The following is a 26,824-nucleotide window of genomic DNA, read 5'->3' as shown; positions in this document are numbered from 1 at the left end:
CCCCGGCATGCTTGGGGCGATGCGCCGCCTGTCTCAGCCGATCACAACGCCCCTGCTGCAGCTCCACGGTGCCGACGACGGCTGCATCTTCCCCCAACAGGTCGACGACGGACATCGGTTCGCCGCCCGGCACGCGATGGAAGTCGTCCCCGACGTCGGTCACTTCCTGCACATCGAAGCCCCCGAGGCGATCGCGGAACGGATTGCGGCATGGGCCGAGTAGCGGTCACTCGTCCAGGCCGAAATCAGGGCCGTCGGCAACGTCAATCCGATCTGTGTCCGCTGCAGGTGCATCTCTCTAAGGTTCAGCGATCTCGTGGAAAGCATGGCGGCGAGATGGACCTCCGCAGCCAACAACCCTGCAGGACCGCCACCGACGATCACAACGTCGAAACCCCTGCTTTCGCGTTCGGGCAGCTCCGTCGTGCCATCAGACTACTTTCCGAAGCTCCGGCAGGACGTCGAACAGGTCACCGACGAGACCATAGTCGGCGATCTGGAAGATCGGCGCTTCCTCGTCCTTGTTGATAGCGACGATGACCTTCGAATCCTTCATGCCGGCAAGGTGCTGGATCGCACCCGAGATGCCGCAGGCGATGTAGAGGTCGGGTGCAACCACCTTGCCGGTCTGGCCGACCTGCCAGTCGTTCGGCGCATAGCCGGCATCGACGGCGGCGCGGGAGGCGCCAACGGCAGCTCCGAGCTTGTCGGCAATCGGCAGGATGAAGTCCTTGAACTTCTCGGCGGAGCCGAGGGCACGACCACCCGAGATGATGATCTTCGCCGAGGTCAGTTCCGGGCGGTCGGAGGCCGAGACCGATTGGCTGACAAACTCCGATGGTTGTCGATCGGCTGCCGCTGCGACGCTTTCGACAGCGGCAGCCGATCCGCTCCCCTCGGCAGGTACGAGGGAAGCTGTTCGGACGGTGATGACCTTCTTGGCGTCGGTCGCCTGCACGGTCTGGATGGCGTTGCCGGCATAGATCGGCCGCTTGAAGGTATCGGCGGAGATCACTTCGATGATCTCCGAGACCTGAGCGACGTCGAGCAGGGCAGCGACGCGGGGCAGCACGTTCTTGCCGGTCGAGGTGGCGGCCGAGATAACGGTGTCATAAGAGCCGGCCAGCGAGATGATCAGGTCGGCAAGCGGTTCGGCGAGATTGTTGGCCAGTTGGTCGCTTTCGGCGAGCAGCACTTTCGAGACGCCGGAGAGTTTGGCGGCGGCATCGGCCGCAGCCTTGGCGCCCTTGCCGGCGACGAGAATATGAATATCGGAGCCGATCTGGCTTGCCGCCGTCAGCGCCTTGGCGGTCTGGTCGGAAAGGCTGACATTGTCGTGGTCGGCCAGAAGAAGAATGGTCATGATGGTGTTCTCTCTTTCCTGCCTTAAAGCACGCCGGCTTCGTTCTTCAGTTTGTCGACCAGCTCGGCGACCGACTTGACCTTGACGCCTGCCTTGCGGCCACTCGGCTCCTCGGTCTTCAACACCTTCAGCCGCGGTGTCGTGTCGACGCCGAAATCGGCAGGGCTCTTCTTGTCGAGCGGCTTCTTCTTCGCCTTCATGATGTTCGGCAGCGAGGCATAACGCGGTTCGTTGAGGCGCAGGTCCGAGGTGATCACCGCCGGCAGCGTGATCTCGATCGTCTGCAGGCCGCCATCGACTTCGCGGGTCACGGTTGCCTTGCCGTCTCCGATCTCGATCTTTGAGGCGAAGGTCGCCTGCGCCGAACCCAGAAGTGCGGCCAGCATCTGGCCGGTCTGGTTGCTGTCGTCGTCGATCGCCTGTTTGCCGACGATGACCAATCCCGGCTGCTCGGCATCGGCGACCGCCTTGAGGATCTTGGCGACGGCGAGCGGCTCGACGGCGTCATCGGTTTCAACCAGGATCGCCCGATCGGCGCCCATCGCCAGCGCCGTCCTCAGCGTCTCCTCGGCCTTCGCCGCACCGATTGAGACCACCACTACTTCCTCGGCCTTGCCGGCCTCCTTCAGCCGTAGAGCCTCCTCGACCGAGATCTCGTCGAACGGATTCATAGACATCTTCACATTCGCGAGCTCGACGCCGGTGCCATCCGGTTTCACGCGGATCTTCACGTTGTAATCAACCACCCGCTTCACGGAGACGAGAATTTTCATGGCGTTGGTCGCCCCTTCCTTTTGAACTGGAAATTCGGATGCCAGGTTTTGGTTACCACCAAGCCTCGGCGTTCAGAGCGACGGGTCCAGTATCGGTCGCAGTCCAAAGGGCGAGCGATCCGTTCTTATCCGCGGCGTGGAGATGGGCTGTGTCGCAGTCGAACATCGGCGCCTCGCTCCGGAACGTGTAGCGGTTTGGCCGACCTCCTTTGATCTCCGCGGCGTAGTTGAGCAGCGCCGTCGCTTGCATCGGCCCGTGGACGACCAGACCCGGATAATTCTCGACCGTCGTCGCGTACCCCCGGTCGTAGTGAATCCGGTGCGCGTTGAAGGTTATCGCCGAATAGCGGAACAGGAGGGGCGACGACACGTTCCAAGCTCGCGTCCAGGCTCCGATCGGTGCAATCTCTGAGCGCCGCCGTTCCACCTCCCCCTGGGATGCCTCCCGGTAGACGATGTTCTGCGTTTCCTCGATCTTCAGAGATCCTGCGACCTCGACCTTATGCTCGACCGCGACGAAACAGAGCTTGCCGGACCTGCCGTCCTTATAAACCACGTCCGCTATACGCGAGGTTCGCATCACCAGATCGCCGACCTTGAGGTCCCCATGAAAGGACAACGAGCTTCCCGCCCACATCCGTCGTGGCAGCGGGACTGGTGGCAGGAAGCCTCCGCGATGCGGATGGCCGTCGTCTGCGAGGTCGTCGGTGGGACCCGTCGGCTGTGCGAGGCAGTAGTGTACAAGAAGTGGTGCCGGGGATCCCCATGCCGGTTCGGCGGTCGAGAGCCCGAACGTTGCATTGAATTTCTTGACGAGGTCGACCGAGACTAGATCGGAGTCTCTCGTCTCTCGCCCAATCCATGAGCGTAGATGATCGACGTCCGGGTTTGCGCTGTCGGACATTGTGCGGCTCCTTGATCACACGCTCTCGGCAAAGGCGGAACGAACCGACTTTCCAAGCGCTGGAACTGCTCCGTAGGTTCGCGACTGCCCGACGAAAATCGGCGCCGGCGCCGGATACGAGACCGTCCCCGCCTCGGTCTGCACTGTTATGCGCCGAAGATGCGGGTGGGACGACAGCGCGGCCATGTCGTTTACGGAGGCAAATGCGACGTCAGATCTGGCGAGTAGTTCAGTCGCGTCGTCCGCATACATCTCGGCGAAGGCAGACGCGACGAGGGCATCGGTTGCGGTGCGGTTCGCGACGCGGTCGACGTTCCGCGCAAACGACGGATCCTTTCCCATCGCCGGCTGTTTTAGAAATTCGTTGCAGAACTTGATCCATTCCCGGTCGTTTTGGATGGAAATCAGGATGTCTTTTCCGTCCTTTGCCTTGAACACGCCGTAGGGCGCTATCGAGACATGAGCCAGCCCGATCCGTCTCGGAGGCTTCCCGCCCTCTTCCTGAAGCAGTGGTACGGTCAGCCATTCCGTCATGACGTCGAACATCGACACGCGGATGTCGGCGCCCTCGCCTGTCGCAGCCCGATGAAGCAGCGCCTCCAAAATGGCCGAGTACGCCGTCGCTCCTGTCGCGATGTCGACGACGGAGATTCCGACGCGTGCGGGGGCATCCGGCCCGCCGGTCACCGATGAAAGACCGGACTCCGCCTGTATCAGAAGGTCATATGCCTTTCGGTCGGCCATCGGCCCGCTTTCGCCGTAGCCGCTTATTGAGCACACGATAAGGCTCCGATGCGTCCTACGAAGAGCATCCGGCCCGAACCCGAGCCGCTCGAGAGCGCCTGGCTTGAGATTTTGCACGAGCACGTCGGTATTCGAAAGAAGATCGGCAAGCGTCCGCTTCCCGTCCTCCGAAGCAAGGTCCACGATCAGCGAGTCCTTGCCGCGGTTCAGCCAGACAAAGTAACTGCTCTGCCCGGAGCAGACGTCATCGTAGCCACGAGCGAAGTCGCCCTCCGGACGCTCGATTTTAATGACGTGCGCACCGGCGTCGGCCAGCCGAACAGAAGCGAATGGGGCCGCCACCGCCTGCTCGATGGCGACGACATGGATTCCTTCGAGTGGAAGACGTGGATTGGCTTGCATCAGAAAGACCTCGGCAACCCGAGTACGTGCTCGGCGACGTAGGAAAGGATGAGATTCGTGGAGATGGGAGCAACCTGATAGAGCCTCGTCTCACGGAACTTCCGCTCCACATCATACTCACAGGCGAATCCGAAGCCTCCATGGAACTGGAGGCAGGCGTTCGCCGCTTCCCATGAGGCCTTCGCCGCCAGATACTTGGCCATATTTGCCTGCGCGCCACACTGCTGGTGCGCGTCATATAGGCGGCATGCTTCGTATCGCATCAGGTTCGCCGCTTCGATCTCGATGTAGCTCTCGGCTATGGGAAACTGAACGCCCTGGTTCTGGCCGATCGGCCGACCGAAGACCGTGCGCTCCTTCACGTAGTTCGATACCTTTTCCACGAACCAGTAGCCGTCGCCGATGCATTCGGCGGCAATGAGCGTGCGTTCGGCGTTAAGTCCTGTCAGGATGTACTTGAACCCCTGCCCTTCCTCGCCGATGAGATTCTCTTCCGGAATTTCGAGATTGTCGAAGAACAGCTCGTTGGTCTCGTGATTGACCATGTTCAGGATCGGCTGGACCGTCATGCCTTTGCCGATCGCGTCCTTGAGGTCGACGATGAAGATCGACATGCCCTCGGACTTCTTCGCCACCTTGTCGAGGGGTGTCGTGCGGGCGAGAAGGATCATCAGATCCGAGTGCTGGATTCGCGAGATCCACACCTTCTGGCCATTGACCACGTAGCGGTCGCCTTTCTTGATGGCGGTCGTCTTGATCTTCGTCGTATCGGTGCCCGTGGTAGGCTCGGTGACGCCCATGGACTGCAGGCGAAGTTCGCCTGCGGCGATTTTCGGCAGATACCGCTGCCGTTGTTCCTCCGAACCGTGGCGGACAAGCGTGTTCATGTTGTACATCTGTCCGTGGCAGGCCCCCGAATTGCCGCCGGACCGATTGATCTCCTCCATGATGACGGACGCCTCGGTTAATCCTAGACCGGAACCACCGTACTCCTCCGGTATCAGAGCAGCCATCCAGCCTGCCTTTGTCAGGGCGTCGACGAACTCCTCCGGATAGCCGCGAGCCTCGTCGACTTTCCGATGGTACTCCGACGGAAACTCTGCGCAGAGCGCCCGGACCGCGTCACGAATATCCTGAAAATCATCACCGCGCGTAACCTGCATGTTCACTTCTCCTCCAATAATGCTTTGGGTGTGGAAGCCCGTCGAACGCTGTCAGCGCAGAATGAATGGGTTGGCGACGCCGTCGGCGAGGTTGATCCACACCGTTTTTGTCTGAAGGTACTCGTCGATCGCGGCCTGGCCGCTCTCTCGTCCGATGCCGCTCATCTTGTAGCCGCCGAACGGGGCCATGAAGCTGACGGCGCGGTAGGTGTTGACCCAGACCGTGCCGGCGCGGATGTTGTCCGCCATGTTGAAAGCGCGCTGAATGTTGGACGTCCAGACGCCGGATGCCAGACCGTAGATCGTATCGTTGGCGATCTCCACCGCCTCCTCATCGTCCTCGAACGGAATGATCGACAGGATTGGGCCGAAGACCTCCTCACGCGCGATCCTCATCTTGTTTGAAACGTCTCCGAAGATCGTCGGTTGTACGAACCAGCCCTTTCCCAGGGCCGGTTCGTCCGGGACTGCGCCTCCGAGCAGGCAACGCGCGCCTTCGCCCTTCGCGACTTCAATGTAGTCGAGAATCTTCCTGCGCTGAGGCAGCGTGGTGACTGGACCAACCTGAGTTGTCCCCTCCATGGGATCGCCAAGTCGGGCCGTCCTAGCGAAATCGACTACTTTTTTGGAGAAGTCCTCGTAGATCGACTTCTGAACCAGGAGGCGCGAGCCTGCAATGCAGGTCTGCCCCGACGCCGCGAAGATCCCGGAGATCGCTCCCTTGACCGCGTCGTCGATGTTCGCGTCGGCGAAGACGATATTGGGGGATTTGCCACCCAGTTCGAGGGTGACATGCTTCAAGCTCTTCGCCGCGGCGGAGTAGATGTGCGCGCCCGTCGCGTCGCCGCCAGTAAATGCGATTTTCGCCACCATCGGGTGCTCGACAAGCGTCGCGCCGATTTCGTTCCCGTAGCCGGTGACGGTGTTGACGACGCCTTCGGGAAAGCCGGCTTCAGCTACGAGCTCCATGAGCGCGAGCGTCGAGCAGGAGGTGAATTCGGACGGTTTGATGACGATCGTGTTGCCAGCGGCGAGCGCCGGGGCCAGCTTCCAGGTCAGAAGGAGGAGCGGCGAGTTCCAAGGCGTGATGCAGACGACCACCCCCAGAGCCTCGCGCTTCGTGTAAGCGAACAGGTTCGGCTTGTCGATCGGCAGAACTCCGCCCTCGATCTTATCCGCGAGGCCGCCGAAGTAGTAGAACCATTCCGGAATGTATCGGAGCTGGCCGTGCATTTCGGCGAACAGCTTGCCGTTGTCGCGCGTCTCGATCGTCGCGAGCTTTTCGGCATCACGTGCGATCAAATCGCCGAGCCGGCGCAGGAGTTTCCCGCGATTGGTCGCCGTCATTTTGGCCCAAGGACCCTTGACGAATGCTGCATGGGCGGCCTCGATCGCCTCGACCGCGTCCTCGGCGCCGCAATGAGGAACCTCGGCCCAAACTTCGCCAGTGTAGGGGTTCGTGGATTCGATCCAGCGGCCCGTCGCGCTCGTTTTGCGCGTGCCGCTAACCGTGTTTTCGAAGCGTACAACGCCTTCCATGATCTGCCTCCCAATGCTGCGCTCGGTGCTGTTCCTCGGCGGCTTCTTCTGAAGCCATGCATCGCTGCGCTGTTGAATTTTTATAAAGGCGGTCGACCGCTTAATCGAATACCGATTTGCTCGAGGGGCTATCGGATATTGCTATGACTGGCGGCCCTGCCGGAGGGGTCAGGGCCAACGCCGGCTCGGCCTGAGCGCCGACGCGGGAGCTGGCCCTGCGAAGTCATGACGCTTCAGTTGTACTTAACGCCGGGCAGTACGCACAGGAGTTCGAACGCGATGTTGGCTGCCGCAAGCGCCGTGTTTCCTGAGGGATCGTACGGCGGCGAAACCTCGACGACGTCCGCCCCGACCACGTCCAGCCCCTTGCAGCCGCGAACGATCTGGAGGCCCTGCCAGGATGTGAGGCCGCCGATCTCGGGAGTGCCGGTTCCGGGTGCGACCGAGGGATCAAGCGCGTCGATATCGAAGCTCACGTAGGCCTTCGCCCGGCCGATCTTCTCGCGTATCTCGGCCATGAGCCCAGTAAGATCTTTGCCCCAGACATGATCGGCTGGAATGACGGTGAAACCTTTGTCGCGGGACCAGTCGAGGTCTTCCGGGGAGTAGCCCGTTCCTCTCAATCCGATCTGGAAGGTCAGTTCGGGAATGATGGCTCCTGCCTCGTATGCCCTACGGAACGTCGTCCCATGAGCGATGGGTTCGCCGAACATCGTATCGTTGACGTCGGCGTGCGCGTCGACATGGATGAGCGCCACCGGTCCATGTTTTTCGGCGACCGATTGGAGGATCGGGAATGTCAGCGAGTGGTCGCCGCCAAGTGTGATTGGCCGGACAGGAAATTTAAGAAGATTCGCATAGGCCTCGCGGATGATCTTCGCGCTTTGCGGGAGGTTGAAAGTGTCGATCGCGACGTCGCCGACGTCGGCGATCTGCAGACTGTCGAAAGGCGCGGCGCCCGTCGCCACGTTGAACGGACGGAGTAGGCAGCTTTCGGCACGGATCGCGCGCGGTCCGAAACGGGTGCCCGAGCGCCAGGACGTGCCTATGTCCATCGGAATTCCGACGAAGCACGCGTCCAGACCCTCTGGCGTGGATGGGTTCGGCAGACGCATCATCGTGGCGGTCCCGCCAAAGCGAGGCATCTCGTTGCCGCCGAGCGGTTGATTTAGTTTAGTCATTCCAGCACCTACCATTTGGTTTTTCAACAGATATCGCCGTCAGCGGGCAAGGCTGCCACGCTGACTGTCTGTCAAGCGCCCCTTGGAAGCGCGGCGACCCTGCCCGCGAGCCGAGCCCGGTTTTCGAAGCTCAGTACGCCTCGGAGGATGGTTTCTGTGAGGGCGAGGCAGATCAGCGCCGCCCAGATGTTAGGTCGACAGGTCGAACGTCGGCGATAAGACGAAGCGCGTCTGGCCCATGAGATTGAACACCGTGATTACGGCAGTCAGGGGCGCTCTCCCAGATGACCTCGTTTCCAAGTTGGCGGATCGCAAGTCTCATCGCCTGCGGCATGATTACGTGGAAGAACGCGGACGACATGATGAAGTCGAACTTGTTCGCGAGCAACGTCGAATGAGGCCGTCGAAGTCCTGCTTCTGGAACGTGCAAGTAACCTTCATTTCTCGCAGAGCGCCTTGGCGTATTCGACTTCGAAGCCGACGATCTCACCGTCGGCGCTCATGCTCGCGGCGGATAGCTCGGATCGATCCGGACCGTCTCTACCGAATAGGCGGTCTGGACGCTTGCGCAGACGGTGAAGGCGAACGCAAGAATGGTGCTGTGCAGATATCTCATGGTTTGTTCCCTTTAGGCCAGGGATTATCCCCTGACCTTTCTTGGATTTCAGTGGTGGCCGGCCGAAGCCGGATTTTCTTACGTCGTCTCGCTGGCCAACTCGTCGAAGGTCGCTTCGAGACGGTCGAACATCGTGTCGAGCTCGCTCGTGGTGATGATGAGCGGCGGGCAGATTGCGATCGAGTTCCCGGAGGCGCGCAACAGGAGGCCATGTCGTGTCCCGATGTCGACGGCTTTCTTAGAGATCACGCCCGGACCGATTCCTTCCGGATGGCGCAATTCGATCGCCGCAAGGAGACCGACGCACCGAACATCGACGACGTCGCCTCTCGTCGAAAAGCGACGAACGCGCTCTTCGAAATGGGGAGCTATCGACTGAACATGCTCGAGGATCTTCCGCTCCTCGATGATGTCGAGCGTTTCCAGGGCGATGGCGATCGGAACGGGGTGGCAGCCACTCGTGAACGCGTGCCCGAAGGTTCCGAGCTTGCTCGTGTAGTCCGCGACGACTTGGTAGATCTCATCGGTGAAGAGGACGGCGCCGAGCGCGGCGTATCCTGACGTGATCTGCTTCGAGAGGACGAGCAAGTCGGGACGCAAACCATAGAGTTCGCTGCCGAACATCGGACCGGTGCGGCCGAACCCTGTGATGACCTCGTCGACGATTAGAAGAATGTCGTACTTGCGCAAGACCGCTTGGACCTTCTCCCAATAGGTGGCTGGCGGAGGGTAAACGCCGCCGGACCCCAAGATCGGCTCGCCGATAAACGCGGCGATAGTGTCCGGGCCTTCGCTGAGGATGAGGCTTTCAAGTAGCTCAGCCAGCGAGGTGGCGAACTCCTCTTCCGAAATATTGCTCTGAGCAGGGTACTGATACGGGAAGGCGGTACGAAGGACTCCCGGCGAAGGAAGATCGAAGCCTTCATGGATCGCCTTAAGGCCGGTAAGGCTGCCGGAGAAGATCCCTGCTCCGTGATAGGCCTGCTGACGGGCAATGATCTTTTTCTTCTCCGGGCGTCCCAGGGCGTTGTTGTAAAAGCGGACGATTTTTACCGCCGTCTCGTTGGCCTCGGATCCGGAATTCGTGAAATAGGCCTTGGACATTCCGCCCGGCGCCATCGCCGTCAGCCTTTCGGCAAGGTCGATAGCCGGGGGATGCGATCGGTTGTAGTAGGAGTGGAACGCGGGAAGCGTTTCCAACTGGCGCTTTGCCCCCTCGATCAGACGCTGCTCGCTGTATCCCAGTGCGACGTTCCACATGGATGCGAGCGTGTCGATATATCCGTTGCCGTGCTCGTCGAATACGTTGATTCCCTCTGCGCGTACGCAGACCAGGGGGCCGGTTGCTTCGAGTTTTCGGGCGTCCGTCTGGCCGTGGAAGAGTGATTTGACGTCGCGCTCGGCGAGTTGGCTCATTTGGTTCGGCATTTCCTTCGTGGTCTCCCAGATAGATCTGAAGGCGCGGTTTACCCACCCCCTGGTTGTCGGCGTCGGAGCACATCGCGTCTTCTACGCCGGATATTGCGACACACGCGTCCACGCAGGCGCCAGGCTGTGGAGCCTTGCGTTGCAGCGCCTACGGGGCGTTCAGTCTTACTGCGGGCTTTTCAGAGGACGACGGGCTATGATCTCATGCGATCGAGCTGAAGCGGACTTAGCGGCCGCCTGTTCGTGGTATCCTGTCCTCCGAAGTCAACGATCCCTCCCGATGTCAACAATGCTTCATGACGGAAAGGTGACCGATTTGACTTGTCCGCGACATCAGTATTCTCTGCTATTTGGATCGGCATTTTCTGAAGCTTGCCTTCGGGCGTTTCGACGTCTGGAGCGACGGAGACATTTGACTAAGTGGCGACTGCAGCGGTTCGAACCAATTTCCTCAAGAAGATCTCCGATGCGGACATCAAAAGACTGAAGATCTTCATCGCAATCGTCGAAAGCAATGGGTTCGCCGGCGCGCAGGTCCGTCTCAACATGGCGCAGTCCCTCATCAGCGAAAACATGAAGAGCCTCGAGCTACGGCTGGGACTTCGTCTCTGCGAGCGAGGCCCCACAGGTTTCAGGCTGTTGCCCGAGGGACGCAGCGTCTACGACGCGGCGATAGAGCTACTGCAGGCGGGAGAAAGATTCACCGATACGGTCGGAAAGATACACGACGGCTCTTGGGGGCAGCTCCGCCTCGGCGTCGAGGATAACATCGTGTGCAATCCCAAATGCCGCCTGCCGGAAGCTCTTGCCGCCATGCGCGCGAACGGCGAGAGCCTGTCCATCCAGCTCGAGCTAGGGGTCGGCTATCAATTGATCGCGGACCTTTTCAACGGGAAGTTCGATCTGGTGATGGTCGCCGTCACACACCGCGTCGCCGGCCTCGAATATGACCGGCTTTACGACGAGGATCGAATGCTCTACTGCGGAAAGGGCCATCCTTTGTTCACGGCTGACGCGGCCGATTTAACGGCCGAACATGTCTCGAGCTTCGAGTGCACGAGCCACGGACAGTTCGAAGTCGCCCAGTTCGAGGAGCTGTCGCTGCTGCGGACCGCGAGCCTGGTGGGACATGGCGTGGACACTCATCTGTCCTACGCTCTTTCCGGACTTGCCGTCGCGGGTCTTCCTATTCACGTCGCCGAGCCCTACGTGGCAGCGGGCCGCCTTCGGGCCCTCATCTCACCGGGAGATAAGTCTTCGCTTCAAGTAGCAGCCGTCTGCCTGCAAAAGTCCGAGGGGACCGCAGTCGCGCGGAAGCTCAGAAGACGCCTCGCGGAGCTTCAGGCAAGCGTCTGACGAATGCCTACTGCGGGACGATGGCGACCCCTTTCCATCGACCATCGTTGACGAGCCGGCTCACGACTTCCCGGCAGAGGCGCTCGATGACCACGACCGCATTCGTGGTCGGCCGATCGATCGGACGTACGAGATGCAGCTCGCGGCTAAGGTTCTCGACGGGCAAGACACGTAGCACGCCGTCCTCCTTTTCGCGAGAGATCGCGTTTAGAGGCAGGATGGAGTAGCCCAGCCCCTGCCCGACCAATTCCTTGATGCAACTGAAGGAGTCGACTTCGATCAGGGCGTCGATGCTCGTTCCGAACTCCGCAAGCGACCTCGCGTCCAAGAGCTTTCGCAGGCCGTGGGTCGAGCTTGGAAGAATGAGCGGGAGCGACAGGGACTCCGCAAGGGTTATCGTCGTCCTGCCTTCGAGCGATCCATGTTCTTGGTCGAAGGTGGGTCCGAGCAGGCACAGACCTTCGGCGAGGATCGGGTAGGAAGCTATCACACGGTCGTTCAGGGCCTCGTAGATGACGCCGAGATCCACCCTTGCGTCGCGCACCCAATCCGTAATGAAGCCGCTCATGGCTTCCGCGATGCGCAGCCGAATCTTGGGGTAGCGCGACCGCGCGGCAAGGATCAGCGGGACCGAAAGCACCTGGCTAATCGTTCCTGGCAGACCGAGCGTTACGTCGCCGGCGGGTTCGGAGTGATGCCCTCGGATCTCTTCATGCGCGACCGCGAACTGGTCGATGATGACGTGCGCGTTGCGAAGGAGGATCTCGCCCGCCTCCGTGGTCAGAACGCCCTGCTGGGTACGAAGCAGCAGGTTCGTCCCGAGTTCGGCCTCCATGTTCCGGACGTGGGCGCTCAGGGCCGGCTGGGCGACGTTGAGAGCGGCGGACGCCTTCGAGAACGAACCGTTCTCGACGATCGCCACGAAGTATTTGAGCTGTCTTAGATCCACGGTGAGTTTCCTTCTCCGATCGCAGCCTTCATCAATATCGGAGAGTTTTCAAGGAAGCGGCCCGCAGGCAGTCCAGAAGAAATCCGATAGGGCCGGAAAGAAAATGCTGTTCGACTGGACGCCCGCCTCTCCGCCACGTCCTAGGCCATCGAGGAGTGGCCGAGGACACAGGGAGGTTTAATGGACACCACGACGCCGTGGTGGCCACGCCTGCTGCCCGTTCCGGCAAAGTCGATCGCTGCATGCATCGAGGAAGCCTCGAACGTGGTCGACATCCGCCCGGCCCGCTGGATGGTCCGGGCGCCGACGTGCAACCGGCCTTTGTCGTCGAGCAGGACCAGAGCCAAAGTTTAGTCCCCGATCTTCGGCTCGTCTCGCGCGACGTCTACTGCGTCGCCGATGATGTAGAAGTGACCGCCCGCGACGTGGTGCAGGCTTCGCCATTGCGGATCGGCCTGCTCGAAATTCCAGCGGCCGTCCCGGAACACGCGATCGTCCGCCCAAGCTCCGGTGATCTCCGCAACGAACAGGTCGTAGGTCTCCTGAATATGCGGTTCCGAAATAGCTTTGCATTCGAGCCAGGCGGAGCAGCCTTCGACGAAAGGCAAGTCGCGGCCTGGCATCTCGAAGAAGACTGCACCGGACTTCGCAAGCTTGTCGGGCTGCTCGAACAGGCTCCGGGTTCCCACCTCGTTGACGAGGGAGACTTGCGCGACCGTCGGGATTTGGACGACTAGCCGTCCGCTGCCTTCCACCAAGGTCCGGGTGTGGGCGATCCTATCCAGGACGACGGTTAGTTTGGGCGGCTCGAAGTCGAGAGCACAGCACCAAGCCGCGGCCATGACATTCTCGACGCCATCATGTCGCGCAGAAACGAGAACCGTCGGTCCATGGTTGAGGATGCGGGCGGCCCGTGAGAGATCAACAGGCCTGATGTGAGGGTTCATGCTGTGTGTCCTTGACACTGATTGCGGCTTCACTGGCCCTATATGCGGTCGCCCGAAAGTCTGTCGATACCGCGCCGAAAGTGGCCGAGACCATTGCCGTTTAGCCAGTGCCGTGCTCGGCTCCTTGCCCCTACCCTACTTGACGGAGCGGCGAGCTCGGTGCCGCGGCGGCGTCCCTATCTTCCCCGCTAATGACAATCGGATCTTTCGCGAAAAGGGTAAGTTCCATCCCGACCACCGGGATGAAATGCTGCGGAAGATGGGCAACGACCGTGATTTCGGGCGCAGCGCTCATCGTGAAGTGGCAACGGTGGTGCGTGCCAAAGAAGGCGCTCCCGACCATTCGCGCAGGCCCCATCTCTACCCCGCCGGCCACTATTCCGATGTTCTCTGGCCGGACGCAGAGAGTGGCCGGGCTTTCGGCTCCGGCGGATGAGAGAGGAAGCTTTCCAAAGGCGGTCGTGACCGATCCATCGTCGACCGTAACCGCAATCTGATTCATTTCTCCCATGAAACCGGCCGAGAAAAGCGTTTTGGGACGAAGATAGACCTGCTGCGGAGGACCTTGATCCTCGATCCGTCCGGCGCTCATCACGACTATCCGGTCCGCGATCGACATGGCCTCTTCCTGATCGTGGGTGACGTGCACGAATGTCGTTCCGACCCGCCTTTGGATCTGTTTTAGCTCGTCCTGCATTTGGCGGCGGAGCTTCAGATCGAGAGCTCCAAGCGGCTCGTCGAGAAGGAGGACGTCCGGATTGACGGCTAGCGCCCGCGCCAGGGCCACCCGCTGTCGCTGGCCTCCGGACAGTTCGTGGGGGCGTCGCGCAGCGGCGCTCGAAAGCCCGACCATGTCCAACATGGCTTCGGCCTTCTCGTTTCTCTGTCTACGTCCCAGTCCCCTCATCCGGAGTCCGAACCCAACGTTGTCGAGCAATGTCATGTGCGGGAAGAGCGCGTAGTCCTGAAACATGGTCGTCGTCGGACGGTCCTTCGGCGCGACGTTGTTCATCTCTCTGCCGCCAATGCGGATGTGCCCTTCGGTGGGAGCCAGGAATCCACCGAGTATTGAAAGAAGCGTGGTTTTTCCGCATCCGGAGGGGCCAAGCAGCACCACGAACTCGCCTGCGGATATATTCAGCGATACGTTCCGGAGGGCCTTGAAACCTCCAAAGGACAACGAAACGTTCTCAACTTCGACATTGGCTGTCACTTTACATAACTCCGTTTGAAGGCGAGCAGCTCGCACACTGCGACAAGCGCTATCGACCCCAGGAAGACGAGGCTTCCGATCGCATTGGTTTTGGGGTTGAGGCCCGAGCGCAGCATCGACCAGATTTCGACCGGAAGGGTCACGTCGAAGCGGGAGAGCATGAACGCGATGATGAACTCGTCCCAGCTAAAGGTGACCGACAGAAAGTAGGCGGCGAAGATTGATGGGAACGCCATCGGTACCGCGACATAGAGGAGGACCTTGATTTCGGATGCCCCCAGATCCCTCGCTGCCCGCTCGATGTTCTTCTGATGGTCGCCCATCGAAGCGTAGATGATCGAGAAGCAGAGCGGAAGGTTGATCACGACGTGGCCGACGCCGACGGACAGAAGCGAGAGGGGAAGCCCCAGGTCGTTCCAAAGCACCAGGAGACCGAGCGCGATCACCAGGTAACTCAACGTCATGGGTATGACGAGGAGCACCCGCTGAACGGCGGAGCCGGGCAAGTGGTATCGGGCGAGCGCATAGGCTGCGAGAAAGCCCAGTGTGCACGCAACTGCCGACGACGTGCATGCCACCATCAGCGAGTTTCCGAGGGCCGTCATCAGCTTGTGGTCCGAAAAGATTTCTCCGTACCACCTGAGCGTGGGCCCCTTAAACGGTGGGATGGGCAGCCTGCCATCCTGGAACGAGAAGAGCACCAGGACAACGACCGGCAGGAAGATGAACGCGTACGCCACCGTCAGGTAGGAATATGCAAGGAGATTGCGGAACATCCTCATGTCAGGTCCTCTCCAGCTTCAGCCATCGCGCGAAGCCCAGATAGGCCAGCGTCATCAACGCCATGAGCACCATCGACAGCGACGAGGCCATCGCAATGTCGGAGCGGCGCCCCAACTGCATCATGATCACCTGAGGAAGCACGAGCTCCCTGTTTCCTCCTAGGATCTGAGGGGTGATGTAGTCGCCGATGCACAGGACGAATGTCAGGAACGCGCCGACCATAATGCCGGGAATAGTCAACGGCAGGATGATGAGACGGAAGACGTCAAACCCGCCTGCTCCGAGGTCCGCCGCGGCCCGCTTATAATTTGGCGGCAACTGAATCAAGTTCGAATAGATGGTCAGCGTGAGGAGCATGATGAAGAAGTGGACGAAGCCGATGACGGTTGCCGATCGCGTCGCGGAGATTTCCAGCGGCTCCGAGATCACACCGATGTTAAGCAGCGCCGCGTTCATGACGCCGTTCTTCCCAAGTATGAGAAGCCAGGAATACGAACGGATCACGTAGGACGTCCAGAACGGCAGGATGGAGAGGACGAGCGCAAGGCGCTGGTAGCGGCGCGGAATCTTCTCGGCGATGATCCAGGCCAACGGATATGCGAGAAGAATGGAGATTACCGTGACCGTCACGGTAATCTCCAGCGAAACGACCAGCGCGCGGACCATGGCCGGGTCGCCGACGAAGCGGGCGTAGGTACCGAGATTGGGAAAGCTTCCCACCGCTCCACCTCCCGTCCGTGCCCCGCTCAGACTCGCGACGAGCATAAGGCAGAGCGGCACGGCAAAGAACAGGATGGTCCATAGCAAAGCAGGAGAGACGAAGAACCAGCCTCGCCATTGTTCGGACTTCTTGGTGACGGTCATCGGAGAGCCTCCCAACAGCGCCGTCAGTTCTGAAGAACTTCGGTCCACAAGTCCTGAAGCTTGGCGTCGAGCGCCTCGCTAGGCGCGGGATACAGGCTGGTCCTGGCCAGGTAGTCCGCCTGTTCCTTCCAGCGCAGCGCGGCCTTCTGCTCGTCGGTGAGGTACTCGCCAGCCTTCTTGTTGGCGGGCATCGCCCAGTAGCAAGACGACGTCGCGAGCTTCGCCTGCGCCTCCGGACTGGTGATGTATTTTACGAATTCCAATGCCAGGTCCGGTTGGGCGGAGTCCTTCGCGACGCCGATCGACTGAGACCAGCGCATCGCGCCCTGCTTCGGAATCGTCCAGTCGAGGTTGGGCTTCTCGCCCTGCAGGGTGCCAGTGATCCATTCGCCGCCGCCAACGAGTATGTCGGCCTCTCCGGTCGCCAAGGCGGTCTGTGACGACACGATGTCGCCGATCTGCTTTGAGCGCTGCTTCAGGCTCAAAAGCTTTTCCCGAAGGGCGGGGATCTTGTCTTCAGTAATATCCTCAGACTTGACGCCCTCTTCCAGGCCTACCAGCCCGATGATTGGCAGGTAGTAGTCGTAGATCGCAATCTTCTTGTCATACTTCCCTGACCACAACGATGAGAGATCGTCCATGTCCTTTGGGTCGACCTTGGTCTTGTCGAAGGAGATCGTGTTGTAACCGAACTTCTCGGTGATCGCGTAGGTCTTTCCGCCTATTGCGTTCCGGTCCTGCATGACCACTTCGGGGAACTGGTCCGACGTCGCGAGCTGTTCAGAGGGGAGCTCTTTGAAGAGGTTGCGCTCCACCAGCCTGCGCACGTCGACGGTGTCGATAGTCACCACGTCCCAGTCGCCGGGCCGTGACTGCTCGAGGATCGAGATCGCGGCGCCGGTACCTTCGAACTCCTTCACGTTGACTTTCGTGTCATGTGCTTTTTCGAATGGCTCCAGAAGTGACGCGTCCGCATGGTCGCACCACGCAAGCACATTTAGCTCCGCGGCCCATGCGTTGGATGCAACGCTAGCTGCACCAAGAACAGACGCGACTGCGCCTACGACGATGCTCGTATTCCTCATAACGCGTTCCCTTTTCTTTTCCCACGGATCTCTCTGGTCCGTCGAAAAACAGATTGAACAAAACAAATTTTAGTGTCAATGTAATTTTACATCGTCTCTAATATTTTATGGAGTACAACATTGGGTTTGCGACAACGGCAGAAACAGGAACGCACGGACAGAATCCTCGAGTCTGCGGCAGCGATGTTCAGAGAGAAGGGTTTCGAAGCGACGCGCGTCGACGACATCGCCGAGGCTGCAAATCTGTCGCCGGCGACGTTCTACAACTACTTCCACAACAAGGGCGACATCCTGCTAGCGACGCTCCTGCTCGAAGAAAACGGCGTCATCGCAGCCGGCGACAGGATCATCAAGCGACAGATCGCTGATGTCGAGGAGGCGCTCAACGCCCTCGTCGGCGCCTACTACGACAACTCACTCGTTTACGTCACAAAGGAGATGTGGCGGCAGGCCATGGCCATGACGATCCAGCAGTCGTCCGCCCCCTTCGCGCGTCAGTATCTCGAGATCGACGACCGCCTTCGCATCCAGATCGCAGCCCTCCTGCGGGATCTTCAGACCCGCGGCCTCCTGAAGGCCGACCTGGATACCGAGCAGGTCGGCGCGATTGTCTTCAACAACATCAATATGACATTCATCGATTACGTGCGGAGTGACGATCGATCGATCGCAGACGTAATGGAATTCGTGAAACGACAGAACGCCACGCTCACGAAGATGATAGAGAAAACAGGCGCCTAGCACCCGATTTCTCAAAAAAGTTCTCAAGCCGCCAACGAGGAGCTTGGCGGCGGGGAGTATCCGACTGTCAATTTTTAGGGGAGGAATATGAAAAGTCTTCACACCAGCTTCGCCCTAGGCGACATTGCGCTGCCGAACCGGATCGTCATGGCGCCCATGACCCGGTCAAGAGTATCCGGAAATGGGGCTCTCGGAGCGCTCAACGCCTCCTACTATGCACAGCGAGCCAGCGCCGGCCTGATCATATCCGAAGCAATGGTCGTCGCGCCCGAGGGCCGCGGCTATCTGTTTACTCCAGGTCTCCACACCGAAGAGCAGATCGATGGCTGCAAAATTGTCGTCAATGCTGTGCACGATGCCGGCGGTATAATCATCGCCCAGTTGTGGCATGTCGGAAGAGTCGCTCACTCCTCCGTGCTTCCGAACGGCTCGGCCCCCCTCGGTCCGACGTCCGACCCAGTGGAGGACCTCTATGTCTTTGGACTGGATGATGCAGGTAGGCCGGGCAAAGTGCACGTCACCCCGCCGCGGGCGATGACCGATGCCGAGATCGAACGGGTCGTCCAGCAGTTTTCCGCGGCCGCTGCGAACGCGAGGCGGGCGGGTTTCGACGGAGTCGAGATCCTCGCGGCCAACGGCTATCTCTTCGACCAGTTCCTGAACGGCGTGGTCAATCGTCGGGAAGGCAGATACGGAGGAAGCTCCGTGACCACCCGCTGCGCCCTCGTCCTCGAAACGGTCGAGGCAATTCGCGCGGCCGTGGGCGACAGCTTCGTTCTTGGTGTCCGGCTTTCTCCATTCGGAAACTTCAACAAGATCCCCGACGATCCCGCGACGTCGGAAACGTTCCTCTACCTGGCATCAAAACTGGCCGGGCGTACGGACTATGTCCATTTCAACGACGAGCCAGTCTCGATCGGCCATCTAAACCAGTCCAGCGTGGAGAACGCGGGAGAGGACGCCGCCGTTCGCGGCTTCAAGCGGATGATCCCCGACGAGTTTCTGAACGACTTCAGGAGGTTCTATCCCGGCACCGTCATCGCCTGCGGGGGCCTAACCGGAGAGACGGCCCAGTCGATGCTGGACAACGGCGCAGCGGACCTCTTCGCCTTTGGGGTTCCGTTCATCGCCAATCCCGATCTCCCTGCACGGCTACGCGACGACCTGCCGCTTGCCGACCCCCGGACCGAGTTTTTCTACGGCGGAGGCGAGGAAGGCTATTCGGACTATCCAGCGTACGCGCCTCCAGTCGCGGATGCGGTCGAGAGCATCGACCGCGAGGCACCCCAGGTCCTTGCGGCCGCACGTTCCTTGATCGACAGCTTCAGCCGGCACGACGTGCAAGCCTACTTCGACGGGTTCTCGTCCGACGCGACCTTCATGTTCTACTACGTGGACAAGCCGCTTCTGAGCAGGAGCGAGTACCGCGACGAATGGTCGGAATGGGAGCGGAAGGACGGATTCCGTGTCCTCGAATGCCGATCCGAGAACCAGCATGTTCAGCTTCTCGACGGCGGACACGCGATCTTCATGCACGACGTCGAAACCGACGTCCAATACCAGGGCGAGCAGTCCACCCGGCTCGAAAGGGAGACGATCGTGTTCAAGCGCGATCGCGCCGGCTGGATCGCCGTCCATGAGCATCTTTCCCTTCATCCGAAGGAAGCCGCCGCCTGATCGGCCGGCCGCTCCTCAATTTCAAGAGACATGGGAGATCACGACGTGAAACTGCCAGTTATCAAATCCGACAAGTGGTACGAGGTCCAGAAGAAGGACGAAGGGATATCCCTGATCCACGAACCTTGGATCAAGCCGTTCTTTCGCTGCAACATGTGGCACGTACAAGGCAAGGACGCCGACCTGTTGTTCGACACCGGTCTAGGACACTTCCCGCTGAAGTCCTCTATCTCGCTTCTCCGGGAGCGCCCCATCATCTGCGTCGCCAGCCACACCCACTTCGACCACATCGGGTGCCATCACGAGTTCGACTACCGGTGTGTCCATTGTGCGGAAGCTGAAATTCTCGCAGAACCACGAAACGATCTGACCCTGGCCGACGCCTATGCGAACGAAGAGATGTTTGATGGCGTTCCGGAGGGATGGGTATCCGAGAAATACAGAGTGCAAGACGCCCCTGCGCAGCGGCTCCTTGAAGATGGCGACGAGATCAATCTAGGCGATCGGGTGTTCGAGGTCATCCACACTCCCGGTCATTCTCCGGGCGGTATCGCTCTTTATGAAAAGAAGACGGCGACGCTTCTGTCGGGCGACATCATCTATGACGGCCCCCTCATCGACGACACCTACCATTCGGACTTGGGTGAGTACGAAAAATCCCTTCGTCGGCTCGGGGCTATGAACGTTCAGACGGTCCATGGTGGGCACTTCCCGAGCTTCTCGGGAAGCCGCCTGCAGAACGTCGTCGACGAATACCTTGCCGGGCGGCGTCGACCAGGCTGCCATCTGTCTTGAACGACCAGCGAGTAGGAATACGCGAATGAATCCTTTGAATGAGAACCGCGTCGCGCTGGTAACGGGTTTGTCAAGCGGGATCGGCGCCGCCATCGGCCAGCGTCTCGCAAAGGACCGGTGGAAAGTCGTCGGCCTCGACCTGAACGTCGGCGATGAATTTCCGACATGTCGCTGCGACGTCACGCGCTTCGACCAGGTGGTCGAAAGCGTCGAGAATATCAGGGAGCGGCATGGACCTATTGGTGCCGCCGTGACGGCGGCGGGCTTCTGGGCTCTCAGCGACCCGTTTGAATTCAACGGTGCAAGCTGGTCCAAGTTCGCCGCTGTCCATCTTGGCGGCACCGCCAATGTCGCTCGCGCGGTATTACCCCAGATGCGTAGCGACGGAAGGGGCAGCGTTGTCTTCATCACAACCGATCTTGCACTCAACGGGGATGCGGAAGACGTGAACTACGTCACGGCGAAGGGTGCCGTCCTGGGACTTATGCGCGGGTTGGCGTACGAGTTCGAAGGCTCAGGCGTCAGCATCAGCACCGTGGCGCCAGGTGCGACCGACACCCCCATTCTACCACCGGACTCTGTCTGGCGGACCCCGGAAAAGCTTTCCACACTGCCACTTCCACGTCTTATCGCGCCAAGCGAGATCGCCGAGGCGGTAGCATTTCTCTGCGACCAGAACGTCCAGATGAACGGACAGATCGTTTCCCCTAATGCAGGACAGGCAAGATGACGGATGAACACGAAACCCTCGTAGTGCTGGACGACGATTATTCCGCAGAGCGCGGCATCCCGATCGATCTCTCCTTCAAGCGGATCACACTCCGCCAGCTTCAGGATTCGAAGCCCTTGGAAGAGTGGAAGTCGCTCATTCACTTCGTGCCTCCCAGTTCCTGCGGATCGATCATGGCATCCGACGGCAACGAATGGTTCGACGAGGTCCGCACGAGACTAGGCAAGACCCTCGCGGTCGTTCAGAAGGTCGGGTCTCTCGTCCGCGCACATCGAGGGCGAATCCTTGTGATCTGGGATGAGGGTTCCGGGTCCGCGGACGCCCAGACCGCGATCTCCGGAGGGCTGGCGTCGATGGTGAAAGCGCTCGCGCTCGACTATGCGCCACACCATATTGGTATCAACGGGCTCGTCATTCCGAACGTTCGCGCGGGCGTCCGGCCACGGACGCTCCAGGCTTGTGCGGAGTTTCTATCGACACGGACGGCAGAGGCGATGATCGGTCAGATCATTGTTCCAGGATCGGCAACTCAGTCAGGTAGCTGGAAGACATGGTAGACGGGGCGAGCAATCGGCAATCGTTGCCGGCGGTTAATTTTGCGCACGATCCGGTGCCCTCGCGTAGCCGTAGTTCTCATCGTTAAGGCAGGTGAACGCGCCAGGCGAGAACGTCCTAGGCGGCTGCGCGGCAAACCCTTCGTCACGGTCTTCCAGGCCGTTCCCACAACTGCCATTTCCAGACGCCCCCCTAGTTTCGAGATCCGTCAGCCGTGCTCATTGCGGCGAGGAGCGGCGGCATCGCTGACGATGCCGAGACTTTTCAATTCGGGCCTACTGCTATCCGAGAATGCGAATCCCGTGGGCGGCATTGTGGATTTACTAATAATTGGGCGATGACGAATGTAATCGATGCCGTTTTCATCGGCGGGATCATCGATCGCGCGCAGGAGTCGGTACATCGCTTTCTCGCCGATTTCATCTGCCGGCTGCGCGACCGTTGTCAGTGGCGGGTCCATCACCTCGGCGTAGCGGATGTCGTCAACTCCAACGACGGAGAGATCGTTGGGAAGCGTCATTCCCGATGACTTCGCTTGTGACCGAGCCCGATAGGATGCTGCGTCGCCTCCTTCGCCGCCACGACATTGTCTAGCCGCACTGGGAACGCGGACCAATTCCGGCGAGGGACTTTCGCCGGCAACGATGATCGATGGGCGTTCGAAGCGGAAGTCGGGCGAAACGTCGTACTGAGACGGTCCTCCAAATAGGATGATCCCGTCGGCCTGCCGGACTAGACTATATCATTCAGATCGACCGACTTCTCTCCGTCACCTGCGCTTCGCGCACCAGGATCGTGAGCGGCGGTCCGAACGCTGATGGGAAAAGACAACTCGAGCAATCGTCGAGACCGAGAAAAACGGCGGCGCCTAAAAGGTCGCCGCCGCGCTTCGATGGAACAAGCGAAGGTTCAGTGTCCTTCACATTTCCTCAAGCAGACGAGTAAGCCGCGCATAGGTTTCCGGATGCGCGCGATGAAGCCAGAATGCGTATCCGATGCCGCCAAGTCCTACAGCGAAGACAAGAACCGGGATGAAAATGTCGAGGATTGGCATTTGGCCACCTGTCAGCAACGCAACGTTGGTCAGCATCATCCATAAGACCCAGCCCATCGCGACCGCAGACACAAGGGGCGCCACAACGCGCTGCCATATGTTTGTGTCGCGGTGGTTGGATCGGAAGTAGCCTATTACCGCCAGCGCTGTCATGAGCTGAACCAAGACAATCGAGATCGAAGCGGGAGCCGCAGTGATCGGCATTAGCTGTGAGAGCGGATCGATGCCGATGAGGCCGGATGCGACAACGCCGACAAGCATGAGAAGGCTTTGGAAGCCACTGGCGACATATGGTGCCTGCTGCTTCGGGTGAAGCTTCGCGAAGCCATGCCAGATCACCCCTTCCCGGCCGAGCGCGTAGAAGTAACGGGACAGCGTGTTCTGGAAGCTGAGGATCGCGGCGAACAGCGATGTGATCATCAACATCTCCATTGCCGTCGATGCCCATCCGCCTACGATCCGCCCAACAATGTCAAACCAAATGGTGCCGGGGCTGTTCAGGGCCAGGTTAAGCGCCTGCTCCTTCCCGTAGGCAGAGATCATGAACCAAGCCGTACCGCCGTCCAGCAACGCAATTACAACGACCGCGACGAATAGAGCGATGGGAATGTTGCGTTTCGGATTTCGGGCTTCTTCGGAATAAATAGCGGCTGTCTCGAAACCCATGAACGACGCGATCACAAAGACGACCGCAGATCCAAATCCCGCTGTGAAGACGGTTGCAGGATGGAACGAGTCGGTAACCCAACCGTCGGGGCCAGGGCCGTGGAACACGACGCCGATATTGAAGATCAGGGCAATGCCGACTTCCGCACACATCAACGTTCCGAGGACTCGCCCGTTGAACTGAATGTTTCTGCTCGCAAACAGATGGACGATGACCACGAAGCCCGCACAAACAATCCACCAGGGCAACTTGATTCCGACGACTTCGGTAAAGAAGTTCGCACCGAAGGTGCCGAACATGCCGTACAGCGAAATGTTAAGGCTGAGATACGCAAGGATCGCGACGAATGCGGTACCAACGCCAAGCGAGTGGCCGAGACCCTGCGAAACATAGGCGTAGAAGGCGCCGGCATTTTTGATGTGATGCGCCATCGCTGCAAAGCCGACGCTGAAGATCAAGTAGATCAACCCGATTAGAAAGAAAACCGATGGAAGACCGATCCCGTTTCCGAAGGCCATGGCCGCCGGCGTCGCGCCGACAATGACTGTCAACGGTCCGTTGGTGGCAATGACGAGCAGGACGATGCTGAGGACGCCCAATGCATCCTTTCGAAGTGTCACTGGCGATTCTTGTGACATTTTGTTCCCCTTATTTTTATGAAACAACTGTCGTATTAAAAAATCATGTTCCCGAGATTGTCAAAACAATTTCTCGCTGGGATGTGGCGAAATCTTTCAGAAAATTTGACGCATCAAAATTTCGACTTTTTTACGCACAACAGTTGTATTACGAAATGCTCGAGATCTCCAGGAAAGGAATCTGAGGGTGGCAGTGGAGGAATACGACTACATCGTGGTGGGCGCCGGTTCGGCAGGCTGTGTCTTGGCAAGCCGATTGAGTGAGGATAGCGCCACTACAGTATGCTTGCTCGAGACCGGAGGATCGGACCGATCGGTATTCATTCAGATGCCCTCGGCCGTTTCGGTCCCGATGAACACCGAAAAATACGACTGGCGGTACTTCACCGAACCGGAGCCGAGACTGAACGGTCGACGTCTCCACGTCCCGCGTGGAAAGGTGCTTGGAGGGTCGTCGTCCATCAACGGTATGGTCTACGTCCGCGGCCACCCTCTGGATTTCGACGGATGGGTCGAAGCAGGCGCGAAAGGATGGGGGCATGCGGACGTGCTTCCGTATTTCAAGCGCGCTGAAAACTCAGCGAGGGGCGGCGACGATTGGCGGGGATCAAGTGGCCCGCTGCGGACCGCGCCGGGCAAGATGAAGAACCCTCTTTATCGAGCGTTTATCGAAAGCGCGCGGCAGGCAGGATATCCAGAGACGACCGACATGAACGGCTTTCAACAGGAAGGCTTCGGTCCGATGGATTTGACGATCCACAACGGTCGACGTTGGTCTACCGCGACCGCATACTTGCACCCAGCTCGCTCAAGACGAAACCTTAAGACGGTCACGGGCGCCCATGCGACGCGAATCCTTTTTTCAGGACTGCGCGCTGTCGGTATCGAGTATGAGAGGGGAGGATATCTGCAGAGGGTCACGGCGAAGCGCGAAGTGATCCTGTCTTCCGGTCCGATCAACAATCCGCAGCTTCTTCAGCTTTCGGGAGTTGGCGCCCCTGCCCTCCTCCAGGAAGTTGGCATCAAGCCTATCCACCGTTTGAACGGTGTGGGCGAAAACCTGCAGGACCATCTCTGCTTCTACATCCAGCAGGCATGCCGCGAGCCGATTACACTCAACGGGATATTGACCCGGTTCAGCAGGGCGAAGATCGGGGCACGGTGGCTCCTGTTCAAAGACGGGCTGGGGGCAAGTAGCCATTTCGAGGCTGGCGGCTTCATCCGGTCACGTGCAGGCCTGCAGCGCCCGAATATCGAGTTCCACTTCCTTCCTATAGCAGTTCGAGCTGACGACGATCCTCGATATCACGAACACGGATATCAGGTTGACGTCGGGCCGACATTGTCGAAGAGCCGCGGTTCGGTGAAAATCCGATCGGCCGATCCACGTCAAGCTCCGAAGATCTTCTTCAATTATATGCAGCATGAAGACGACTGGATGGAGATGCGGGCCTGCGTTCGGTTGACACGCGAGATCTTCGCCCAGCCAGCTTTCACGCGGTTTCGGGGAGGCGAGCTGGTTCCGGGTCCCGAAATCCAGTCAGACGCAGACATTGATGCGTTCATTGCGGCTTACGCCGAAAGCGGCTTCCATCCTTCGGGTACGTGCCGGATGGGTGATCCCTCGGATCCGGAAACCGTCGTCGGCCCGGATCTCAAAATCGTCGGGCTCGAGGGCATTCGTGTCATCGACTCCTCGGTCATGCCCCTCATCACCAACGGCAACCTCAACGCCCCGACGATCATGATAGCCGAAAAAGGTGCGGATCTCATTCGAGGAAAATCACCGCTGCCTCCCATCAACGCGCCATTTTATGCCCCGGCTGCATGGCAGACGGAACAACGATAGACGGAGAACTGAATGTACAAACTCTACTGTGTTCCGGATTGGTCTTCCCTCGCGGTTCGAATGGTCCTCGAGGAGCTCGGCGAGCCGTACGAGGCCATCCTCGTCGACAACGACAAGGCCGAACGCGACACTCCGGCTTTCCGTTCGATGAGCCCGCTGGGACTAATCCCCGCTCTTGAAACGCCCGATGGTGTGATGATTGAAACAACGGCAATCCTGCTTTGGCTTGCCGACCGACATGGAAGGCTGGCTCCCCCGCCGTCATCTCCGGAGAGGGCCGCGTTTCTGAAATGGCTCCTGTTCACAAACAATACGGTTCACACCCTCATCCTCCATCTTTTTCATCCAGAGCGCGTCTCTTCCGAAGACGCGACCTCTGCCACCCTGGCCTTGGCACGGCGCCAGATGGAAGAGGTGCTGGGCATCCTGGATGCAATGGTGCAAGAGGAGCGCCCGTCCTGGCTCGTTGGTCCTCAGCCGAGCATCCTCAACTTCTATCTGGCGATGCTCATGCGATGGATGAACGGATATGAGCAAGGCCATCCGGCTCACATCCGCAGCCAGAGCTACCCTTCGCTCCACCAGGTACTCGTCACCCTGGAGATGCGTCCCGCGGCAATCAGGGCAGCCCGTGTCGAGGGGCTTGGCGAAACGTTTTTCACTTCGCCAACCCTGATCTAATTCCAACAGAATTCCAACCCAACCCCCTCCATCAGCAACACGGAGCTTATCACCATGGATGACGTCATCATCATCGGCGGCAGCTTTGCCGGTCTCGCCGCCGCCCTGCAGCTTGGCCGTACCCGCC

Annotated in this window: 26 protein-coding genes; 9 read left to right on the top strand and 17 right to left on the bottom strand. The window is 59.7% G+C overall.

Annotated features, from left to right (window positions below; all coding sequences use genetic code 11):
- Window positions 1–223, top strand: a 223-nt coding sequence (locus tag RCCGE510_RS15510; RefSeq protein ID WP_007631287.1) for an alpha/beta hydrolase, incomplete at its 5' end; no start/stop codon positions are given.
- A 207-nt stretch (window positions 224–430) separates the two neighbouring features.
- On the opposite strand, the gene RCCGE510_RS15505 is transcribed toward RCCGE510_RS15510, so the two are convergent.
- From RCCGE510_RS15505 to RCCGE510_RS15470, 8 genes are all read right to left on the bottom strand, one after another.
- Window positions 431–1,363, bottom strand: coding sequence for an FAD-binding protein (locus RCCGE510_RS15505; RefSeq protein WP_007631284.1), 933 nt, complete (start codon window positions 1,361–1,363; stop codon window positions 431–433).
- A gap of 23 nt (window positions 1,364–1,386) precedes the next feature.
- Entirely contained in the window at window positions 1,387–2,136 is a 750-nt protein-coding gene (locus tag RCCGE510_RS15500; protein WP_007631278.1) for an electron transfer flavoprotein subunit beta/FixA family protein, read from the bottom strand.
- Between the two features lie 52 nt (window positions 2,137–2,188).
- Complete coding sequence (locus tag RCCGE510_RS15495; protein ID WP_007631276.1) at window positions 2,189–3,040, bottom strand: MaoC family dehydratase N-terminal domain-containing protein; 852 nt, start codon at window positions 3,038–3,040, stop codon at window positions 2,189–2,191.
- A 15-nt stretch (window positions 3,041–3,055) separates the two neighbouring features.
- Window positions 3,056–4,186, bottom strand: a complete 1,131-nt coding sequence (locus RCCGE510_RS15490) for a CaiB/BaiF CoA-transferase family protein (RefSeq protein WP_007631274.1) — start codon at window positions 4,184–4,186, stop codon at window positions 3,056–3,058.
- A complete protein-coding gene (locus tag RCCGE510_RS15485) occupies window positions 4,186–5,349 on the bottom strand; it encodes an acyl-CoA dehydrogenase family protein (RefSeq protein WP_007631272.1) in 1,164 nt (387 codons plus the stop codon). Before RCCGE510_RS15485 ends, RCCGE510_RS15490 begins: the two co-directional genes overlap by 1 nt.
- A gap of 51 nt (window positions 5,350–5,400) precedes the next feature.
- Complete coding sequence (locus tag RCCGE510_RS15480) at window positions 5,401–6,888, bottom strand: aldehyde dehydrogenase (RefSeq protein ID WP_007631270.1); 1,488 nt, start codon at window positions 6,886–6,888, stop codon at window positions 5,401–5,403.
- A gap of 233 nt (window positions 6,889–7,121) precedes the next feature.
- Entirely contained in the window at window positions 7,122–8,096 is a 975-nt protein-coding gene (speB, locus tag RCCGE510_RS15475) for an agmatinase (RefSeq protein ID WP_346426505.1), read from the bottom strand.
- 667 nt (window positions 8,097–8,763) lie between these two features.
- Window positions 8,764–10,113, bottom strand: coding sequence for an aminotransferase (locus RCCGE510_RS15470; RefSeq protein WP_037078850.1), 1,350 nt, complete (start codon window positions 10,111–10,113; stop codon window positions 8,764–8,766).
- A gap of 420 nt (window positions 10,114–10,533) precedes the next feature.
- Between RCCGE510_RS15470 and RCCGE510_RS15465 the strand changes: the two genes are divergently transcribed.
- Complete coding sequence (locus RCCGE510_RS15465; RefSeq protein ID WP_007631265.1) at window positions 10,534–11,469, top strand: LysR family transcriptional regulator; 936 nt, start codon at window positions 10,534–10,536, stop codon at window positions 11,467–11,469.
- 7 nt (window positions 11,470–11,476) lie between these two features.
- On the opposite strand, the gene RCCGE510_RS15460 is transcribed toward RCCGE510_RS15465, so the two are convergent.
- The 7 genes from RCCGE510_RS15460 to RCCGE510_RS15430 all read right to left on the bottom strand — a co-directional run bounded on the left by RCCGE510_RS15460 (window position 11,477) and on the right by RCCGE510_RS15430 (window position 17,310).
- Window positions 11,477–12,418, bottom strand: coding sequence for a LysR substrate-binding domain-containing protein (locus tag RCCGE510_RS15460; RefSeq protein WP_007631263.1), 942 nt, complete (start codon window positions 12,416–12,418; stop codon window positions 11,477–11,479).
- 140 nt (window positions 12,419–12,558) lie between these two features.
- Window positions 12,559–12,765: a hypothetical protein gene (locus RCCGE510_RS15455; RefSeq protein ID WP_007631262.1), complete on the bottom strand. Its 207-nt coding sequence runs from the start codon at window positions 12,763–12,765 to the stop codon at window positions 12,559–12,561.
- 3 nt (window positions 12,766–12,768) lie between these two features.
- A complete protein-coding gene (locus tag RCCGE510_RS15450; RefSeq protein WP_007631261.1) occupies window positions 12,769–13,365 on the bottom strand; it encodes a flavin reductase family protein in 597 nt (198 codons plus the stop codon).
- A gap of 130 nt (window positions 13,366–13,495) precedes the next feature.
- Entirely contained in the window at window positions 13,496–14,578 is a 1,083-nt protein-coding gene (locus RCCGE510_RS36070; protein ID WP_007631260.1) for an ABC transporter ATP-binding protein, read from the bottom strand.
- The gene (locus RCCGE510_RS15440) at window positions 14,575–15,360 is read right to left on the bottom strand and encodes an ABC transporter permease (protein ID WP_007631259.1); all 786 of its coding nucleotides are present in this window, start codon (window positions 15,358–15,360) and stop codon (window positions 14,575–14,577) included. Before RCCGE510_RS15440 ends, RCCGE510_RS36070 begins: the two co-directional genes overlap by 4 nt.
- Before the next feature lies 1 nt (window position 15,361).
- Entirely contained in the window at window positions 15,362–16,225 is an 864-nt protein-coding gene (locus RCCGE510_RS15435; protein ID WP_007631258.1) for an ABC transporter permease, read from the bottom strand.
- Window positions 16,226–16,248: 23 nt separating this feature from the next.
- Window positions 16,249–17,310, bottom strand: a complete 1,062-nt coding sequence (locus tag RCCGE510_RS15430) for an extracellular solute-binding protein (RefSeq protein ID WP_007631257.1) — start codon at window positions 17,308–17,310, stop codon at window positions 16,249–16,251.
- A gap of 120 nt (window positions 17,311–17,430) precedes the next feature.
- Here RCCGE510_RS15430 and RCCGE510_RS15425 point away from each other — a divergent pair, with 120 nt between their 5' ends.
- The 5 genes from RCCGE510_RS15425 to RCCGE510_RS15405 all read left to right on the top strand — a co-directional run bounded on the left by RCCGE510_RS15425 (window position 17,431) and on the right by RCCGE510_RS15405 (window position 21,810).
- Window positions 17,431–18,051, top strand: coding sequence for a TetR family transcriptional regulator (locus RCCGE510_RS15425; protein ID WP_037078846.1), 621 nt, complete (start codon window positions 17,431–17,433; stop codon window positions 18,049–18,051).
- Between the two features lie 87 nt (window positions 18,052–18,138).
- Window positions 18,139–19,728 (top strand): nuclear transport factor 2 family protein, encoded by a 1,590-nt coding sequence (locus RCCGE510_RS15420; RefSeq protein ID WP_007631255.1) that lies wholly within the window; start codon window positions 18,139–18,141, stop codon window positions 19,726–19,728.
- Window positions 19,729–19,773: 45 nt separating this feature from the next.
- A complete protein-coding gene (locus tag RCCGE510_RS15415) occupies window positions 19,774–20,523 on the top strand; it encodes an MBL fold metallo-hydrolase (RefSeq protein ID WP_007631254.1) in 750 nt (249 codons plus the stop codon).
- Between the two features lie 25 nt (window positions 20,524–20,548).
- Window positions 20,549–21,253 carry an SDR family oxidoreductase gene (locus RCCGE510_RS15410; RefSeq protein ID WP_007631253.1) on the top strand — a complete coding sequence of 235 codons (705 nt, stop codon included), beginning with the start codon at window positions 20,549–20,551 and terminating at the stop codon, window positions 21,251–21,253.
- On the top strand, window positions 21,250–21,810 hold the full coding sequence (locus RCCGE510_RS15405) for a hypothetical protein (RefSeq protein ID WP_007631251.1): 561 nt from the start codon (window positions 21,250–21,252) through the stop codon (window positions 21,808–21,810). The genes RCCGE510_RS15410 and RCCGE510_RS15405 overlap by 4 nt, the downstream gene beginning before the upstream one ends.
- A gap of 206 nt (window positions 21,811–22,016) precedes the next feature.
- Here the strand turns inward: RCCGE510_RS15405 and RCCGE510_RS15400 are convergent, their stop codons facing one another.
- Both RCCGE510_RS15400 and RCCGE510_RS15395 read right to left on the bottom strand, forming a co-directional pair.
- Window positions 22,017–22,424, bottom strand: coding sequence for a substrate-binding domain-containing protein (locus tag RCCGE510_RS15400; protein ID WP_276310654.1), 408 nt, complete (start codon window positions 22,422–22,424; stop codon window positions 22,017–22,019).
- Window positions 22,425–22,727: 303 nt separating this feature from the next.
- Entirely contained in the window at window positions 22,728–24,167 is a 1,440-nt protein-coding gene (locus tag RCCGE510_RS15395) for an APC family permease (protein WP_037078839.1), read from the bottom strand.
- 193 nt (window positions 24,168–24,360) lie between these two features.
- Between RCCGE510_RS15395 and betA the strand changes: the two genes are divergently transcribed.
- Both betA and RCCGE510_RS15385 read left to right on the top strand, forming a co-directional pair.
- Window positions 24,361–26,016, top strand: coding sequence for a choline dehydrogenase (betA, locus tag RCCGE510_RS15390; RefSeq protein WP_202804841.1), 1,656 nt, complete (start codon window positions 24,361–24,363; stop codon window positions 26,014–26,016).
- Window positions 26,017–26,028: 12 nt separating this feature from the next.
- Window positions 26,029–26,697 (top strand): glutathione S-transferase family protein, encoded by a 669-nt coding sequence (locus RCCGE510_RS15385; protein ID WP_007631247.1) that lies wholly within the window; start codon window positions 26,029–26,031, stop codon window positions 26,695–26,697.
- Window positions 26,698–26,824 lie beyond the last annotated feature (127 nt).

Source organism: Rhizobium sp. CCGE 510 (assembly GCF_000292525.1).
In the GTDB taxonomy this organism is placed as follows: domain Bacteria; phylum Pseudomonadota; class Alphaproteobacteria; order Rhizobiales; family Rhizobiaceae; genus Rhizobium.
This window is presented reverse-complemented; position numbering and strand designations above follow the sequence as displayed.

What these genes read in the sequence shown, in the direction of transcription:
- RCCGE510_RS15505 (WP_007631284.1), bottom strand. Translation starts at nt 1,363, where the DNA reads ATGACCATTCTTCTTCTGGCCGACCACGACAATGTCAGCCTTTCCGAC.
- RCCGE510_RS15500 (WP_007631278.1), bottom strand. Translation starts at nt 2,136, where the DNA reads ATGAAAATTCTCGTCTCCGTGAAGCGGGTGGTTGATTACAACGTGAAG.
- RCCGE510_RS15495 (WP_007631276.1), bottom strand. Translation starts at nt 3,040, where the DNA reads ATGTCCGACAGCGCAAACCCGGACGTCGATCATCTACGCTCATGGATT.
- RCCGE510_RS15490 (WP_007631274.1), bottom strand. Translation starts at nt 4,186, where the DNA reads ATGCAAGCCAATCCACGTCTTCCACTCGAAGGAATCCATGTCGTCGCC.
- RCCGE510_RS15485 (WP_007631272.1), bottom strand. Translation starts at nt 5,349, where the DNA reads ATGCAGGTTACGCGCGGTGATGATTTTCAGGATATTCGTGACGCGGTC.
- RCCGE510_RS15480 (WP_007631270.1), bottom strand. Translation starts at nt 6,888, where the DNA reads ATGGAAGGCGTTGTACGCTTCGAAAACACGGTTAGCGGCACGCGCAAA.
- RCCGE510_RS15470 (WP_037078850.1), bottom strand. Translation starts at nt 10,113, where the DNA reads ATGCCGAACCAAATGAGCCAACTCGCCGAGCGCGACGTCAAATCACTC.
- RCCGE510_RS15450 (WP_007631261.1), bottom strand. Translation starts at nt 13,365, where the DNA reads ATGAACCCTCACATCAGGCCTGTTGATCTCTCACGGGCCGCCCGCATC.
- RCCGE510_RS15440 (WP_007631259.1), bottom strand. Translation starts at nt 15,360, where the DNA reads ATGAGGATGTTCCGCAATCTCCTTGCATATTCCTACCTGACGGTGGCG.
- RCCGE510_RS15435 (WP_007631258.1), bottom strand. Translation starts at nt 16,225, where the DNA reads ATGACCGTCACCAAGAAGTCCGAACAATGGCGAGGCTGGTTCTTCGTC.
- RCCGE510_RS15430 (WP_007631257.1), bottom strand. Translation starts at nt 17,310, where the DNA reads ATGAGGAATACGAGCATCGTCGTAGGCGCAGTCGCGTCTGTTCTTGGT.
- RCCGE510_RS15420 (WP_007631255.1), top strand. Translation starts at nt 18,139, where the DNA reads ATGAAAAGTCTTCACACCAGCTTCGCCCTAGGCGACATTGCGCTGCCG.
- RCCGE510_RS15410 (WP_007631253.1), top strand. Translation starts at nt 20,549, where the DNA reads ATGAATCCTTTGAATGAGAACCGCGTCGCGCTGGTAACGGGTTTGTCA.
- RCCGE510_RS15405 (WP_007631251.1), top strand. Translation starts at nt 21,250, where the DNA reads ATGACGGATGAACACGAAACCCTCGTAGTGCTGGACGACGATTATTCC.
- RCCGE510_RS15395 (WP_037078839.1), bottom strand. Translation starts at nt 24,167, where the DNA reads ATGTCACAAGAATCGCCAGTGACACTTCGAAAGGATGCATTGGGCGTC.
- RCCGE510_RS15385 (WP_007631247.1), top strand. Translation starts at nt 26,029, where the DNA reads ATGTACAAACTCTACTGTGTTCCGGATTGGTCTTCCCTCGCGGTTCGA.